This window comes from Blautia sp. HCP3S3_D9, from assembly GCF_052063845.1.
Taxonomy (GTDB): domain Bacteria; phylum Bacillota; class Clostridia; order Lachnospirales; family Lachnospiraceae; genus Blautia_A.
This window is the reverse complement of the sequence record NZ_JBQHWS010000088.1, coordinates 1-15,428: the sequence shown is the minus strand read 5'-3', so window position 1 is coordinate 15,428 and position 15,428 is coordinate 1. Positions and strand designations below refer to the sequence as shown.

At 37.5% G+C, this 15,428-nt stretch carries 19 protein-coding genes; 4 read left to right on the top strand and 15 right to left on the bottom strand.

Annotated features, from left to right (window positions below; genetic code table 11):
* Positions 1–90 precede the first annotated feature (90 nt).
* The 4 genes from ACTNES_RS14650 to ACTNES_RS14635 all read right to left on the bottom strand — a co-directional run bounded on the left by ACTNES_RS14650 (position 91) and on the right by ACTNES_RS14635 (position 2,958).
* On the bottom strand, positions 91–408 hold the full coding sequence (locus tag ACTNES_RS14650) for a hypothetical protein (RefSeq protein WP_441039871.1): 318 nt from the start codon (positions 406–408) through the stop codon (positions 91–93).
* Positions 409–417: 9 nt separating this feature from the next.
* Positions 418–1,512: an SAVED domain-containing protein gene (locus ACTNES_RS14645; protein ID WP_441039869.1), complete on the bottom strand. Its 1,095-nt coding sequence runs from the start codon at positions 1,510–1,512 to the stop codon at positions 418–420.
* A 144-nt stretch (positions 1,513–1,656) separates the two neighbouring features.
* Positions 1,657–2,010, bottom strand: coding sequence for a hypothetical protein (locus ACTNES_RS14640; RefSeq protein ID WP_441039867.1), 354 nt, complete (start codon positions 2,008–2,010; stop codon positions 1,657–1,659).
* Between the two features lie 3 nt (positions 2,011–2,013).
* Positions 2,014–2,958 carry a ParM/StbA family protein gene (locus ACTNES_RS14635; protein ID WP_441039865.1) on the bottom strand — a complete coding sequence of 315 codons (945 nt, stop codon included), beginning with the start codon at positions 2,956–2,958 and terminating at the stop codon, positions 2,014–2,016.
* A 268-nt stretch (positions 2,959–3,226) separates the two neighbouring features.
* On the opposite strand from ACTNES_RS14635, the gene ACTNES_RS14630 reads away from it, so the two are divergent.
* A complete protein-coding gene (locus ACTNES_RS14630; RefSeq protein WP_441039863.1) occupies positions 3,227–3,847 on the top strand; it encodes a helix-turn-helix domain-containing protein in 621 nt (206 codons plus the stop codon).
* Between the two features lie 74 nt (positions 3,848–3,921).
* Here the strand turns inward: ACTNES_RS14630 and gloA2 are convergent, their stop codons facing one another.
* Positions 3,922–4,299: an SMU1112c/YaeR family gloxylase I-like metalloprotein gene (gene gloA2, locus ACTNES_RS14625; RefSeq protein ID WP_441039861.1), complete on the bottom strand. Its 378-nt coding sequence runs from the start codon at positions 4,297–4,299 to the stop codon at positions 3,922–3,924.
* 93 nt (positions 4,300–4,392) lie between these two features.
* Entirely contained in the window at positions 4,393–4,878 is a 486-nt protein-coding gene (locus tag ACTNES_RS14620; RefSeq protein WP_173706630.1) for a hypothetical protein, read from the bottom strand.
* A 228-nt stretch (positions 4,879–5,106) separates the two neighbouring features.
* Here ACTNES_RS14620 and ACTNES_RS14615 point away from each other — a divergent pair, with 228 nt between their 5' ends.
* Complete coding sequence (locus tag ACTNES_RS14615) at positions 5,107–5,283, top strand: helix-turn-helix domain-containing protein (protein ID WP_441039873.1); 177 nt, start codon at positions 5,107–5,109, stop codon at positions 5,281–5,283.
* A 105-nt stretch (positions 5,284–5,388) separates the two neighbouring features.
* On the opposite strand, the gene ACTNES_RS14610 is transcribed toward ACTNES_RS14615, so the two are convergent.
* The 9 genes from ACTNES_RS14610 to ACTNES_RS14570 all read right to left on the bottom strand — a co-directional run bounded on the left by ACTNES_RS14610 (position 5,389) and on the right by ACTNES_RS14570 (position 13,732).
* Complete coding sequence (locus ACTNES_RS14610) at positions 5,389–5,691, bottom strand: helix-turn-helix domain-containing protein (RefSeq protein ID WP_044952070.1); 303 nt, start codon at positions 5,689–5,691, stop codon at positions 5,389–5,391.
* Complete coding sequence (locus tag ACTNES_RS14605; RefSeq protein WP_337932443.1) at positions 5,678–6,028, bottom strand: type II toxin-antitoxin system RelE/ParE family toxin; 351 nt, start codon at positions 6,026–6,028, stop codon at positions 5,678–5,680. Before ACTNES_RS14605 ends, ACTNES_RS14610 begins: the two co-directional genes overlap by 14 nt.
* 84 nt (positions 6,029–6,112) lie before the next feature.
* Positions 6,113–6,547 carry a helix-turn-helix domain-containing protein gene (locus ACTNES_RS14600; RefSeq protein ID WP_441039858.1) on the bottom strand — a complete coding sequence of 145 codons (435 nt, stop codon included), beginning with the start codon at positions 6,545–6,547 and terminating at the stop codon, positions 6,113–6,115.
* On the bottom strand, positions 6,544–6,879 hold the full coding sequence (locus ACTNES_RS14595; protein ID WP_441039857.1) for a DUF6050 family protein: 336 nt from the start codon (positions 6,877–6,879) through the stop codon (positions 6,544–6,546). Before ACTNES_RS14595 ends, ACTNES_RS14600 begins: the two co-directional genes overlap by 4 nt.
* Positions 6,876–8,480 (bottom strand): recombinase family protein, encoded by a 1,605-nt coding sequence (locus tag ACTNES_RS14590; protein ID WP_441039855.1) that lies wholly within the window; start codon positions 8,478–8,480, stop codon positions 6,876–6,878. The genes ACTNES_RS14595 and ACTNES_RS14590 overlap by 4 nt, the downstream gene beginning before the upstream one ends.
* On the bottom strand, positions 8,473–10,152 hold the full coding sequence (locus ACTNES_RS14585) for a recombinase family protein (RefSeq protein WP_441039853.1): 1,680 nt from the start codon (positions 10,150–10,152) through the stop codon (positions 8,473–8,475). The genes ACTNES_RS14590 and ACTNES_RS14585 overlap by 8 nt, the downstream gene beginning before the upstream one ends.
* A gap of 2 nt (positions 10,153–10,154) precedes the next feature.
* Entirely contained in the window at positions 10,155–11,657 is a 1,503-nt protein-coding gene (locus ACTNES_RS14580) for a recombinase family protein (RefSeq protein WP_237925563.1), read from the bottom strand.
* Complete coding sequence (locus tag ACTNES_RS14575) at positions 11,645–13,300, bottom strand: recombinase family protein (protein WP_441039851.1); 1,656 nt, start codon at positions 13,298–13,300, stop codon at positions 11,645–11,647. Before ACTNES_RS14575 ends, ACTNES_RS14580 begins: the two co-directional genes overlap by 13 nt.
* 171 nt (positions 13,301–13,471) lie before the next feature.
* Positions 13,472–13,732, bottom strand: coding sequence for a DUF6870 family protein (locus ACTNES_RS14570; protein ID WP_118329463.1), 261 nt, complete (start codon positions 13,730–13,732; stop codon positions 13,472–13,474).
* A gap of 371 nt (positions 13,733–14,103) precedes the next feature.
* Between ACTNES_RS14570 and ACTNES_RS14565 the strand changes: the two genes are divergently transcribed.
* Positions 14,104–14,481, top strand: a complete 378-nt coding sequence (locus ACTNES_RS14565; RefSeq protein ID WP_441039849.1) for a plasmid mobilization protein — start codon at positions 14,104–14,106, stop codon at positions 14,479–14,481.
* Positions 14,468–15,428 (top strand): relaxase/mobilization nuclease domain-containing protein (locus ACTNES_RS14560; protein WP_441039847.1); only part of this gene is annotated, 961 nt, incomplete at its 3' end. The genes ACTNES_RS14565 and ACTNES_RS14560, both read left to right, overlap by 14 nt.

The window sequence follows — 15,428 nt, the reverse complement described above, 5'->3', positions numbered from 1 at the left end:
ATTTCTTCTTGTTCGAGACATAATAAAAATCCTTCTTTCTGTAGTGTTTACAGTATATCAGATTCATTAAGAAATGTCTCTTGAAGTGTCTTAAATTACGATACCATTATAACGTCTCGCTTGTAATGGTGTTAAATCTCCTATATTGCTCCGATCAAAAACAATTGCAACATCAATATCATAATCATTACTATCATTCTGTACAACCGTTGCCATTGCCATACTGCCTTGAACCCTTTTCTCCGCAATAGCGTAGCTTGTACCCTTTTCTTCATTATATAAAACAAGTCCATCTTCCAAACGCTTAATATTTAAATCTTTTTTATCTCTAAGATTTTGTTGTTTTTCACTCTGTAAAACGACATAATTTTTATAAAATTTTCTAAATTCTTTTGATACATCATACATCTATAAACATCACCCCTTAATAAGTTTTCCCTTTCCTGTTGCTCCATCTGATACAATTATGCCAAATGGATATTTAGGTGTCCCCGAATTTACAAAATGATAAGAAATAATCTGCGGCAAACGGTGCGTATTTAAAGCAAATCTTTTTCCAATCTCAATAGACAAACAGCTAGGTATGGATGCAACAAAATGCACTTTTTGAATAGAAGGGTATTTCTGCTTTAATCCTTCTATTTGATTTAATAATTCTCCAGCATATTCATCTAACTGTGTTAACGATTTTATAATATTATCGTTCGGCATTGATAAGCCAATTTCAATAATATCCATTGTTCCAAATTGGTTCAAATCAACTTCCTGTACTTTTCGTGTCACCGAAAGTGCCACAACCACTTCTGTCGCTCCTATATTCGGCTGGTTTGGATAAATTGTATTCAATGTCTCGTAATTTTTCTTTTTCCTTTTCGATAATTCATAATACTTTGAATCCGCCCTTCGATATTCAAAATATCTTCTTACTTTTCCAGATGCTAAATATGTACCTGCAAGAATAGTATATGGAATGGGTGCCATACCTGTAAAACAAGATTTAAATCCATTACTCCTATTGATAAACGCAGTACATACCTTTTCTATCTTTTTCACAATAATTTCATTTGTTTTTTGTGTCATATTAACGTTGAAAACATCAACAAAATCAACAAGGATTTCTTTAACCTTAAAATCTGCAAGTTTTAAATCCTTTATATTTGAATCATCACTAATTTCTTTTTGTACGGGAATTCCAAACATGTTAAGAATGTATATTCTATCTCGTATGTTTATCTTATACAAAATACCAAATGCAATTAATATCATTCCGCAAATAATCATTGCCAGATCTGTTTCATAAGTTATATCCTTATCAGCCATTTCAGCAACAAATGACAATAATAACTCTTTTGTTCCAGGAAATGCTGCTACCATTAAAGATATTCCAGATGTTATCATCGTCGTAGATATATCTGTCTCAGCATTTGATTTTATGAAACATTTTTTTACCACCAACACCACAATACACACGACAATAATTATTGCCGCTACAAGAATAATATAGTTTTTCAAACATTTTTCTCCCTTCTTTTTTTGTTAGCACTCTATTTTGCTGAGTGCTAACAAAATACTAGCACATTTTTTCTATTTATGCAATCCGTATTATAAAAAAATAAGACCATAAATCTTCTGATCTATGATCCTTATTTTTTTCTATTATACCTGATTCTCAAATATCGACAGCCCTGCCATCAGCATCCCTTCATCCATATCCAGTCCATCGCTCTGTTCTTCTTCTATCACTTTCCCGGCATCTTCTTCAACAACTACACTCTTTTTTATCTGCTGTATAAAATCCGTATCCTGCAACAACTGCTGTTTTAATTTCTCCACACTGACATTTGCATTATTATAGGAAGAAACGGGTGCATTTTCTTTATGCAGCCACGCATAAACCAATTCTGTAATCAGTGCTGTTTTGCACCTTTTCTGTGATTTCAGATACCTTCCGATTTCTTTCTGCCGTTCATTATCTTCATTAAATATCAATACAACCCGTATCTCTCCCACGCATTACACCCCCTGTCTCTTCTGGATGTGTAATGCTGTCATTTTCTCATATCCTACCGCATTTGCCCGGATGTCCTCGATAAACTCTATATATTTAAAATCAGAAGATTTTTCAATCTGCTGTTTCAGAAGCAAGCTGCCTCCACCAAGAAATACTGCCGGATTAGTTCGGAAATCTGGTACATACGCATGGAGTTTATTGACAATTCTCTGCATCCAGTCTCCTGCCATTTTCTGAATCTCTCTTACCACCTCTTCATCCAGAATCGTTGCTTCCTGCATTAATACCTGCTCTACGTCTGAGGATTCCAAATGGATACCGTAATTCTGCTGAATGGAATTAGAAATCTCTGAACGTAAAATTGCCATTCCTGATCTGTCACTGACACGAACTGACAAATCCGGCTGTCCTTTTCTGATTACCAGTAAATCTACGGTTCCGTCTCCAATATCAATGCAGTTGACCGTCCGGTACTGTCGGAACAGGCTTGCTTTATAGCACATGACAGCCGCAAAATTTTGAGGACTTACCAAAACATCTTTCAGGTAACAATTTACCGGCTTTCCATTGAATCGGAAAGAAATTCCATGTTTTGAGTGTTCCATAAAATATTTTTTGAATCCCGAAGCCTGCTGTCCAAAGTCTGCTGGCGGTAGTCCAACTCCCAGCACAATATCTTTTCCGGATAAAGTGATTCCTCTTTCCTTTGCTTCCAAAGCCAGTGAAAATAAAGTTAGTATAAAGTAATCTTCATCCACTGTCTTATCTGCTTTGAATGGCATCCTTGTTTCTGATAACGTATAATACACACCGTTATATTCCAGAATATCCTCATTCATAAATCGTCCTGGTTCAGAAGTATATCTTACCAAACCACATGGAAAGTTTACATGTACCCCTTTCATATTTCCGTTTCCATGATCAATTCCCATAATAATTTCTGCCATATCCTATTCCATCCTTTCCTGATCATCTTATACTTAACTGTTACTTAACTTCAAATCGTTTGACTTTCTGCATCTTTTTTCATATTTCTTATGACAGTTATGTATAAGTTTACTTGTACTTTTGTGTCTGTTATGTAAGTTATGTGTTACTTTTGTATCTGTTATCATTATATATGTCACATTTGTATCTGTCAATATTTTTATCAAAACTTTTGTGGCATTTTCGTTTAAAAATGTGATATACTTTTGCTATTGGAGGACTTTGCCTATGAATACAGGAGAAATAATCAAGTATTTTCGTCTGGCTCGTAACATGACACAGGAACAACTTGCACAGGATGCCGAGATCAGTTTCAGTACACTCCGCAAATACGAAGCCAATGAACGTAATCCGAAATATGAACAACTTTCAAAAATTGCAGATGCGTTAGGTATCAGTGTAAATCTCTTTATGGATTTTGAAATTCAGTCTGTATCCGATCTGTTTTCTATTCTGTTCCAAATGGAGGGACAGGCAGATTTAGAAATTGCAACCTCAAAGGATTTGGCGGACCTATCTGAAGATACTCTTTTTCTGCATTTTAAAAATGGATACATCAATCACATATTAAGCAATTACCATGCTTCTGTTGAAAGTATCCAGGACATGGATGCTCAATATCGTAAAAAAGCTCTATCAGAAATCCAGAACAGATTATTGGATGACAATAGCAGTATCTATACTGACAGTCCTGCTTTATCTGCAGATTCCGATAAACCTGCACTTTCTCTTTCTTCTGCTGATCAGACTTGGTTTGAATTATCCTCTGACTGTTCTGATGAAGAAAAAGAACAAATGATAAAAGCTGCTGCCTTTATAAAAAGCTGTCTACGACATTCCGATAAATAAATCTTTGCACAAAAAAGACAGATGTGGGAATATTTCATTACCTGCATCTGTCTCTTTCTATCCTATGCTATTTTCTACTCATGAATTTCCAATGGCAGTCCATCCGGATCACGGAAAAATGTCATTTTCTTTCCTGTGTAATCATCCAAACGTACCGGCTCTGTTTCAATTCCTTTCCTATTCAATTCTTTTACTGTATCATCTACATTCACAACTTTAAATGCCAGATGGCGTAATCCCAATGCTTCCGGATAATTTACACGAGCTGGAGCATTTTTTATGATGAAAAGTTCTATTTCCTGCGGTCCACATGCCAGATCAATCTTGTAATCATCACGTTCTTTTCGATAATTCTCTCTGATCACCTTAAATCCAAGAAGATCCACATAAAAATGTTTTGATTTTTCATAATCGCTTCCAATGATTGCAATATGATGAATGGTATCGAACATAACTCTCTCGCCTCCGTTTTTTATATGTTGATATATATATTCTCACATTTTATCACAGTAATGATATATGTGGAATAGTCATTTCATCTTCATTTACTTTTTTAACTTTTCTGCCAGTTCAAACCAAAACTCCAATTCAACGACATCTTTTTCTCCATGTTTTTTGCTGCCAATACCTACCCAGTCCGCTTCATTTAACAGATTCTTCATTGTTTCCTTATCTTCCAGTGCTGATTCACCATCACTCAGCAACCAGATATATCCCGTCTGCATTTTAATAAGTGCAGACATGTCTGGAAATGTCTGAATCTTAATATTACATCCTGAGATTTTTGAAAACTGTATTGCCCGTTCTGACAGATATATAAATCTCTGATATTTTACAGGATTGATGATCTGATATTCTTCTTTCTTTTTACGCTCTGCTTTTTCCATAATCGTTCTTGCTTCCTGGAATAATTTTTGATGTTCTTTTTCCCTTTCCTCTACCGAAAGTGACTGTTCATGCTCATCCTGTTCCTTCTTCATCTGCTCATACATTTCTGTCTGTTCATCGTAGTAAAACTTTTCAATATTCACTTATATAACTCTCCTCCCACATGCACACATCAATCAATTCTTACATTACCCGACTTTATTTTCCTTTATTTTACATATCCCTCGATCAAATTATATCTCTTATGGTGAAGATGTCCACCATATTTTTTATTTTATTCGACAATTATAATTGAAATTAATGGTATTTTATGCCAAAAAGCAAAGAAAGGCGGGGATACCTTGATTGATTATAGTCCATTATGGGAAACCATGAAAAAACGCCAAATTTCCCAATATGCCCTGATTAACAAAGGAATTGACAAGCACACTCTCGATCAGCTCCGGAAAAATCAGAATATCACAATCCTTACCGTTGAAAAACTGTGCAATATTCTTAACTGTACACCCAATGATGTGTTCGCTTTCAAAGATGAAAAAGATTTGTAATACCGTCATAGTATAGCAATATTTCTATGGCGGTATTTCTGTATATGGCAGGGCAGAGAAAAACCGCAGGTGAAAATTCCTGCGGTTTCTATTTTCTCATACTCTTTACATTTTATTTTTTGTTGGCATCGGAACAAATTCCAGCTTTAATTGCATCCCTAATCCCTGTGCAAGTTTTTTCACCATACTCAAGCTGGGATTTCTTGTTCCGTTCTCGATCCGGCTTATATCAGCCTGCGTAATTCCGGTTTTAGCTGATAAATCTTTCTGTGTCATATTCTGCTGCACTCTCGCATCAATCATCGCCTGGATAATATCATATTCCGGTTGCAATGCATCATATTCTGCCTTTACCTCCGGATTCTGCAATGCTCTTTTTTTATAATCTTTATAGCTACTCATTGCCATACCTCCGTTCATAATCTGCTTTATACTTCTTTGCCAGTTCTTTTTCTGCCTTTGGTGTCTTCTGCGATTTTTTTATAAATCCATTGGTCAGTACCGCCTTCTTGCCTATAATAAAGAAATACAGTACTCTTGTAATATCTGATCCCTGCTTGGTACGAAGCTCAAATATCCCATTCTCCAATGGTTTTGAATATGGCTCACGAAGCAATGGACCGTTCATTTCCAGTAAGTCAATTGTCCGTAATGTTTTTGCCAGCAACTTAGGTTCCAGGGAATCTAATAGTTCCTGCACAGGGCATCTTCCATCTTCTGTATCATATAAAATGATCTCGTACATTAGTATGCTCCTTCCTCTTTATAATTATAATATGTCGTATTCAACATATTGTCAAGATAATTCCAAACACTTTTCCATATAATATTACGCATGATTTCTGCAATATTTCCACTGCATATATTCATCTTCGGAAATCATCCCTCGCTTTTTCTTTCCTCTAATAGTTCCCCACTGATAAAGGAATTCATTGATTTTCTTATTCTGCAGATTGATCACGACCTCGCCTGTCCTTCCGTTTCTTTCCAGTTTCATTTCTGGAAAGTAATCTTCCAGTACAAGAAGCCTATATATCATATCTTCTTCCCTATAGCCTGTCGGAATGGAAATGTTTCTCGGATCTACATCAAGGACTACTGCCATTTTATGCAGCATTTCCTTTCTCGGTGTTCTATTATCAGTTTCATATTGTGCCATTCTTGGACTTGCACTTTCTTCTCCGATTCCAATCGCAATTCCAAGTTCTTTCTGTGTCATTCCTCTAAACTTCCGGATTCTTTTAATATTTTCGCCTGTACTCATATCCTGCTTTTCTCCTTTCGCAGCAAACAGCTTATTGGAAATGCGATTACATACCATACTGCCCTGATTGCAATTCCAATCGCAATAATAAAACCAAATATAGCTCCGATTATCGCACACAAGGCTACCATTCCTATTGTTCCTGATAAATCCCAGTGCCACGGAATGATAAAAAACATATATGGGATTCCTACCGGAACACCATATACCAGCATCAGCCGGAACCAATCCATTTCTCCATCTACCAGATACAGATACTTTCCAAGCCATCCGATCAATGCCAGCACAGCTATCATCAATACCCCTTTATACATAAAATTTTTAAATGTCATGCACCCTTCGCCCCTTCCATATATTCTGAGATCACCTTTTGTAAAACATCATCAAATCTTAAAATTACTTCAATCCGTTTTTTATCATACACATACACCGTATCTATCATCGTATCTATAATCTCTTTGGTCAGCTTTCCTCTTTCTATCTGTACCTCCAACTGTTGGACTGCTGTTCTTATCCGGCTTCTGTATCGTTCTTCTTCAATGATCACACTGGCAAGTGCTTTTTGTTCGGATTGTATTTTTTCGATTTTTTCTGTCAGTTGTTTCTTCACTGTTATATATTTTTCTCTGCTAAGTACACCTTCTGCATAAGCTTCATACTGATGAATACGTTCATTTTTTAATTTTTCCAGTTCCGATTCCAACACTCTTTGTTGTTTTTTCCCTGTAAAACTATTATCCGTATATTTTTCTTCGGATTCTCTTTGCACTGAATCCAATATCCTTAGTATCCTTTTTAAAGAATACCAGATATGTCCCTCTATCACAGATACCGGATATACATCTTCAGAACAATGGGAATATCTTCCTGCCTGAGCTTTATGGGGACAATATACTTTCGGATGAATACCGCCATCTGTATAAGCTAATGCCCTGTGGCAGTTTCCACACCGTACTTTTCCTTTCAGAAGAAAGTCTTTCGCACCACGATATTCTGGCTTTGTCACAAACATAATAGATGCACTTGCCACTTCATACTCTTCTTCCGTAATGATTGCCGGATTGATATTCTTCCGTATAATGACATCTCGTTCTGCTGTCTTTCTTGTTACTTTACTTCCAACCGCTACTGTATGCCGCCTTCCCATAACTAAAGCACCTGTGTACTCAAACCTTCCAAGAATTGTACGGATCATCCCGGTATCCCAAACAACTTCCTTATCTGGCATTTTATAATTCCCCTGCCGCAGCAATCCGTTCATCTGATTATATTTTCCAGGTGTCGGCACCTTCTGCTCGTTCATGTAATAGCAAATCTGAGAAGTATTGCAGCCTTCCATCGCTTTATCAAATATCATACGGACATATTTACCCGCTACCGGATCTATTTTCCAGCATCCATGCTCTTCATCTTTTAAATAACCAAATGGAGGTTTCGAGCCTGTCCATTTTCCATTCTTCCATTTCACCTTCAAGGCACTCTTTAACTTTTTGGATATATCCTTGCTGTAAAGATTGTTGACAAGATTATTGATTGCCATATCTAATCCCATCGTTCTTCCTATGTACTCTTTACTGTCATAATTATTGTTTAATGAAATAAAGCGGATTCCCAGGAGTGGGAACACTTGCTCCAGATAATCTCCAACTCCAATATAATCTCTCCCAAATCGTGAAAAGTCTTTTACAATGACGGTATCTATTTTTCCTGCCTTCGCATCTTCTATCATTTTCTTAAATGCCGGACGTTCAAAATTCGTTCCAGAATACCCATCATCCACATATTCTATGTATTCATCACTCATGTCCTCTCTGTCAGTGATAAAATTGACAAGAAGTGATCTCTGGTTGTCAATGCTGTTGCTTTCATCTTTATTTTCTTTCCCTAAATCTCCATCTGCTATAGAGAGTCTTAAATACAATCCATTAGCCAATCTGAACACCTTCCATTTCTTCTGCTATCTGCTGGAATTCATCCTTACATTTGAAGCACACATGGATACTCCCATTTGCATATACTTCTATATATTCCACCAGTTCCTGTACAAGTGCCTCATTATATTCTCTTTTATCCAGATATTTTTCCATATGATTTACCATATCCATATATCGGTTTGCTTTCTTTTCCAAGATCCTTTGATTCTGTTCTTGTACCTGAAGCTCTTCCCGGAGATTTTGGAGTTCCCCTATATAGCGTTCCTTCATCATATCAAAATCATCTTTATCCACAATACCTGCTACATAATCTTCATATAGTCTTGTATTGCGTTCTTCCGTCTGTGCGATCTTACGCTCCAATGTCCTTACCTTTGCCGCTGCTTTATAAAAAATATTGTTTTCTTTTGTTGCACTTTTCATTTTCTGCAAAAGCAATTTTCTGTCACACATACTCTTGATCAAAATCTGGATCTGGTCCATCACAAGGATCTTGAGTAAGTTTCCTTCTATCAAATTTCTGGAACACTGTTCATTCCCACAATAGTAATCGCTTCCCATTTTTTCATTGGTTGTATAATTATGGGTATATCGTCTGAAATACATAACGTTCCCACACTCTCCACAGCGAACCATTCCCGGAAAACTATCCTGATATTTTTGTCTGTCCTTCGTATATCTGGACTGGCGTTTCTTCGTTACCTTATGAATCTCTTCTCTGCTTTCCTGCAATTCCTCATAATCATCCCTCGCAACCAGCGGAGTATGCATATCTTTCTGCACATCCCACTCTTCTGGTTCGGTATGGTACTGTTTCACTCCTTTGTACAAAGACTGTTTCAGTTTTCCTGTGACAATATCTCCTGTATAGGTTGGATTTTCTAATATTTTTTTGACAGTTCCTCCATTCCACTTTGTCTCCTCAAGTGGAACTCTTGCTATCTTTCTTTTTTCTTTTTGTCCGGGTGTCGCAACTCCCAACAAGTTCAGCCTGTCAGCGATTTTTCTTTTACTGACTCCCAGCAATGTCCATTGGAATATCATACGCACAATAGGGGCAACCGTCGCATCTACGACCTGTCTTGTTTTATCCTCAGAACGGACATAGCCAAATGCAACCTTAGATAACGTGATATTTCCGTTCCGCTTTTGTGCTTCCTTTGCCGCCAGGATTTTTTTAGACATATCCTTTGCATACATGGCATTTACCATGTTTTTGATGGGAACACTTATATTTTCCCTGTCCTCTTTTCTGGAGCTATCATAATCATCCGTAATCGCAATAAAACGTACATTTAACTTTGGCAATATAGTCTCCAGGTAATATCCTGTTTCCAGATAGTCTCTGCCGAATCTGGATAAATCTTTTACAACGATACATTGCACCTTTCCAGAACGAACATCTTCCATTAATCTCATAAATCCGGGACGTTCAAAATTGGTGCCTGTAAATCCATTATCAATATATACCTCTTCCAGTCTCAGATCCGGATGCTCTTCTATAAATCTTTCTACAAGCATCTGCTGCACAACTAATGTTTCATCCGTTTCATTTCCTCCGTTTTCAACAGACAGACGAATATACGCAGCCGTATCCAGTAAGTTTTCTTTTTTGACAACCGTTTGTATATTAGATTCTACGTTTCTGTTTTTTCTGCTCTTTCTCGCCATACCTATTCCTCCATCCATTCTGCAGGAAAGTATTTTTTCCATTCCTGCTTGGATAAACATACCTGCACTTCTTTAAAATCTCTTATCAATACTTTCTCAATCCATTTATTGATATGCTCTGGCTGTAGTTCTTTCGGAAGATTCTCTTTCTTAAAAGTCTCTAACCATTCATTTTTATTGCTATATGACTTTTCTATAACGGATACCTCTTCCATAAGTTCACTGAAATCTCCATCATACATACGAAGCTGATCCCGTATTTCTTCTTTTCTCTCCAGATATTCTTCTTCATTGATTTTTCCTGTCTGGTAGTTCTGATATAATGGAATACGCTCTTTTTCCACTTGCTCCATCTCTTCAAAGATTGTCCACGCTCTTTGTGAATACTGCTTCAACCATTTATATTTTTCTGATTCTGCTTCTCTGGCTGACAGTTTCTTTTTTATCTGTTCCGCCAGTTCCATTTCTCTTTGTATGGCTTTTCTTACTTCAGCAATCACGGTTTCAAAAGAAATGTAGGTACTTTTATCTCTTGGAAGCTGATTCGTTCCACTTGCGAAAAGAAAAACCGTTTCCCCCGTTTTAAAATTTCTCTGTGATATTTTTCTTCCTGTCTCGGCATCAAAGATCTTTTTTACAAATAAGCCATTTTTACCTGGTCTTGTTTTTCTTGGCTTTTTTCTCTTATCAAGAATCTCCTGCACTTTTTCAAACATGCCTTCTTCCAAAATTGGAGCGATAGGAAGTGTACAGATTTTTTTGTTGATCGTCTTTTGCCAGTAACCAGCATACGCTGTACATCTAAGGATTCTCTTTACAGAGCAGAATAACCATTTATTCTCATATGCCGGCCATACCTTATGACCGACCCGTGCATTATGCACCATCGGAGATTCTATTCCACTGTCATTTAAAATTTTCACGATATTTGCAATCAGCATACCATCCGATACCATCTGAAAGATCTCTCGCACAACAACTGCCGCTTCTTCATCAATAAGCAATTCCCTGCGGTCATCAGAAAGAATGTATCCATACTTTTCATCATGCACGGTATAAAGTCCCTCCAGCTGTTCTCTGACTGCATACTCTCTCATGCCTTTTAACTGAACTGCTTCATACCTTGCTTTCTTTATATATTCATATAATTCCTCTTTCGTTTTTCCAATGCTGATAAATTCATCCTGTACAACTGCAAAATGTATTCCTGCCGGGACAAATGTTTTTACTAAGACATCATCTGCACAGGATATTGTCCTGCCGCATCTGTCAATGCTGTCTACAACTACCATATCAAATTTGCGGTCAATCCCATCTTTTGTCAGTTCTTCAAAAGCTGTGTTCCCTTTTGTATCTTTTTTTCTGTCACAATACTTTGCAGATAATGTCCATCCCTGTTTTTTCAAGTATTCCTGTATATGCTGGTCCTGTTGTTTTATAATATCTGCCGGAATCTTTCCGTCCTCTTTACAGGAAGTCGTTCTGGTATAACTTACGCACCGCATACAAATTCTCCTTTCCGTTCCTTCCGCTCACGTATGATCTGCACTGCTTCTATCATTTCCTGCATCTCGTCACTATACTTGAACTGAATCTCAATCTGTTCCTTGCTGTATACAATGATCTGCTCTATCAATGTAACAACTGCTTTCCGGTCAAGGCTTTGGATATTTTTATATTTTTTGAAATCCTCTATCCATGGGTGCATCCGTTTTTCTTCCGCAGATAACTTTTCTTTCTTCTCTTCCGTTTCCTGTTTCGCCTTTTCTGCTTTCTGCATCTTCTCTGTGAATCTCTGATTATATTCATGGTACTCTTCTCTGCTGACAATACCGTCTACCATATCCTGATACAATCTCGCCTTTAAGTCTTTATATCTTTCCACTTCCTCATAAAGTGCCATTAACTGCTGTTCTAAAGACCGGCTCTCCACTTTCTTGTAAGTATCCATTCCATTTTTCTTGATAATCTCTTCTGCTTCGGTCAATAATGCAATCTGCTTTTTTACAGAATCCAGGACAACTTCATAAATCATTTTTTCACTGATCAGATGGGAACTGCATCCTTCTTTGTTCTTATAAGTGGAGCAATGATAATAACAGTATTTTTTCCCTTTCTTCGTTGTGCTTCGCTTGACCATGTTCTCACCACAGTCCCCACAACGTACAAATCCAGAAAACAAATAGACGGATTTTCTTTTCGGAGCGATCCGGGTATCTATTTCCAACAGACTTTGTACATATTGAAAACTCTCTTCTGGAATGATTGCTTCATGTGTATTTTCTACACGAATCCAGTTTTCTCTTGCGATAGGAGAACTTTTCTTCACCTTATAATTGATCTTTCGGTTTTTGCCCTGAACCATTGTGCCTATGTAAAGTTCATTCTGCAAAATACGGTTGATGGAAGTGACTGCCCATTTAGGATCAGAACCGGAACGGAATCCGCTGTTATAATTCATCCCCCGGCTTCTCTTATATTCCAATGGCGGCAAAACTCCCATTTCATTTAACCGGGCTGCTATTCTTTGTGAACTGTACCCATCTATTTTCAGATTAAAAATAAGCCGTACAATATCTGCCGCATATTCATCAACAATAAGATGGTTCTTATCTTCTGGATCTTTTAAGTATCCATAAGCTGCAAAGTTACCAATAAACTGCCCATTTTTTCTTTTTACATCTAACTGACTTCGGATTTTAATTGAGATGTCCCTGCAATAAGCATCATTGATAAGATTCTTAAACGGAACAATGATCTGATCTGCATCATCCGATTCTGCAGCACTGTCATAATGGTCTGTGATTGCGATGAACCGTACACCCATAAATGGAAAGATCTTTTCCAAATACCTTCCTGTTTCAATGTAGTTTCTTCCCAATCTGGATAAATCTTTTACGATGATACAGTTGATCTTCTTCCTTTTCACATCCTCAAGCATCCTTTGGAATGCCGGACGGTCAAAGTTCGTTCCACTGTATCCATCGTCGATATATTCCTCGACCAGCTGAATCTCTTTGTGCTGTTTTACAAAATCGTTAATGAGACTTCTTTGATTGCGGATGCTGTCACTCTCCAGTTTGTCTCCATCCTCTCTGGATAACCGGAGATAATCCGCTGCTAAAATAGACTTTTGATTGAAATACATAAAGCCATCAACCTCCTACTTTACTCGCTCTGTGGCGGTGTAAACCAAGAAATTCACGGCTCCTTGAATGCTTTTAAATTTTGACCCACATCCATATTAACATAACTTCTGGATTACTACCATACCTTTTTCTTTCTTTTTTCGATTATTTTTTTCTGGACGATTTTCCTTTTACATGGAAATACATCTGCTCAGGCTTTCTTCCAGAGAGCATTTTCCTGCAAAGCTGATCTTCACAACTACCCCATGTGATTTATAGCAATACGGATTTTTAATCTGCTTGATATAATCTGCAATTCTTTCTGCCTGCGGTAATTCTTCATGAATCTCCACATCATCCAGCTCTACTAACGTACTTCTATCTACGGTACGGATGTCCACTGCTGCCATTTCCTGCAATTCTTCCAGTGTAGGCATTTCTATATTTTTCATCTGGCTACCTCCTGTGATCTCTCTTTTTCTACTAATCACAGCTGGCAGAGGGCAAAATGTCAGATGAATTTTCACTTTTTTTATTTTTTATATTTTTACCTGTCTTTTTGATGTCTCCCACGCATGATTATGGGAAGGTATTCTCTCTTAGAGCAAGTTTCGCAATGTAGCACAATAACCCCTTTCGGGGTTACTGGCCACTTGCAACTTGATGGGGATTTCGTTTCCCCATACCCTCGACCGCAATCAAAGATATGCGTATTGGTTCCCATTGTCATGGTCACAGCGTGATAATTCTTCATCACTTGCTTTCACAGCAAGCTGTAATTTTTCTTTCCCGTGCGGAGCCTTTATGCAGAAAGGAGCATTGAATGACAAGACCAAAAAAAGATGAATCACTTACCAAGACCAAAGACGTTCACCTGCGTATGAGCGAGACGGAATATGAGATACTTTTGGAAAGAGCCACTGCATCCAACATGACTGTTTCTGATTTTATACGCAATGCTTTGGACAAGCAGAATGTTATTATCAAATATGAAATTACTGCAGATGTCAAAGAAATAAAAAAGCTGATTGGTGAATTTGGAAAAATAGGAGGCAACCTCAATCAGATTGCCCGATATTTTAATCAAGGTGGAATTATCTCCTCAGAAATGAGAACAGAAATAAAAAAATCTCTCCGGGATATTTATGAAATGAAATATGAAGTGATGAGAATGGCAGGTGATTTCCGTGGCAGTGATTAAACATATCGCAAGCAAAAATGCTGACTATGGAGAATCCGAACGGTATCTCATCTTTCAGCATAATGAATACACCCAAAAGCCAATCCTCGATGATGAGGGGCATATGATATTACGAGATGAATATTACCTGGATGGTCTGAACTGTGATCCGTTTACCTTTGCATCTGAATGTCAGGAACTAAACAGTTATTACCATAAAAATAAAAATTTCAATGAGATCAAGTCTCATCATTACATTATCAGCTTTGACCCAAAAGACAGAGAGGAATGTGGACTGACTGGTGAACGGGCACAACAGCTTGGACTAACTTTTGCAAAGAAGAACTTTCCCGGTCATCAGGCTTTAGTTTGTACTCATACAGACGGTCATAATGGAAGCGGCAATATCCATGTGCATATTGTAATCAACAGCCTTCGGAAATATGACGTACCCCAAGAACCCTATATGGAATTTGACTGTGAATCAAAAGCCGGATATAAACACCACCTAAGCACAGCCTACCTTGCTCACTTAAAACAAGATGTTATGGACATGTGTCAGAAAGAGGGCCTGCATCAAGTTGATCTGCTCTCTCCTGCTGAAAGAAAAATCACGGAAAAAGAATACTGGGCACAGCGTCGTGGACAGGAAAAACTTGATAAGCTCAACCAAAAAATGCTTGAAGATGGTATCACACCAAAAGAGACTCGCTATCAGACAGAGAAACAGTTTCTCCGGGATGCTATCGACGATGCTGCAAGCACCGCCAGATCACCAGAAGAGTTTGCCAAAATCCTTGATAAAAAATATCATATCATCTTCAAGATCAGCAGAAACCGGTACAGCTATCTTCATCCAGGCAGAAAAAAATATATCACTGGGCGAAATCTCGGAACACGATATGAAGAGGATTTTCTATTACAGGCATTTAAGGAAAATGCAAAATCACTCTCCGATAGGAAAATGG

Coding starts and splice junctions, on each gene's coding strand:
- ACTNES_RS14570 (WP_118329463.1), bottom strand. CDS start 13,732: ATGAAAAATATAGAAATGCCTACACTGGAAGAATTGCAGGAAATGGCA.
- ACTNES_RS14650 (WP_441039871.1), bottom strand. CDS start 408: ATGTATGATGTATCAAAAGAATTTAGAAAATTTTATAAAAATTATGTC.
- ACTNES_RS14615 (WP_441039873.1), top strand. CDS start 5,107: ATGAAAAAACGCCAAATTTCCCAATATGCCCTGATTAACAAAGGAATT.
- ACTNES_RS14565 (WP_441039849.1), top strand. CDS start 14,104: ATGACAAGACCAAAAAAAGATGAATCACTTACCAAGACCAAAGACGTT.
- ACTNES_RS14605 (WP_337932443.1), bottom strand. CDS start 6,028: ATGTACGAGATCATTTTATATGATACAGAAGATGGAAGATGCCCTGTG.
- ACTNES_RS14580 (WP_237925563.1), bottom strand. CDS start 11,657: ATGCGGTGCGTAAGTTATACCAGAACGACTTCCTGTAAAGAGGACGGA.
- ACTNES_RS14585 (WP_441039853.1), bottom strand. CDS start 10,152: ATGGCGAGAAAGAGCAGAAAAAACAGAAACGTAGAATCTAATATACAA.
- ACTNES_RS14600 (WP_441039858.1), bottom strand. CDS start 6,547: ATGAGTACAGGCGAAAATATTAAAAGAATCCGGAAGTTTAGAGGAATG.
- ACTNES_RS14635 (WP_441039865.1), bottom strand. CDS start 2,958: ATGGCAGAAATTATTATGGGAATTGATCATGGAAACGGAAATATGAAA.
- ACTNES_RS14610 (WP_044952070.1), bottom strand. CDS start 5,691: ATGGCAATGAGTAGCTATAAAGATTATAAAAAAAGAGCATTGCAGAAT.
- gloA2 (WP_441039861.1), bottom strand. CDS start 4,299: ATGTTCGATACCATTCATCATATTGCAATCATTGGAAGCGATTATGAA.
- ACTNES_RS14630 (WP_441039863.1), top strand. CDS start 3,227: ATGAATACAGGAGAAATAATCAAGTATTTTCGTCTGGCTCGTAACATG.
- ACTNES_RS14575 (WP_441039851.1), bottom strand. CDS start 13,300: ATGTATTTCAATCAAAAGTCTATTTTAGCAGCGGATTATCTCCGGTTA.
- ACTNES_RS14595 (WP_441039857.1), bottom strand. CDS start 6,879: ATGACATTTAAAAATTTTATGTATAAAGGGGTATTGATGATAGCTGTG.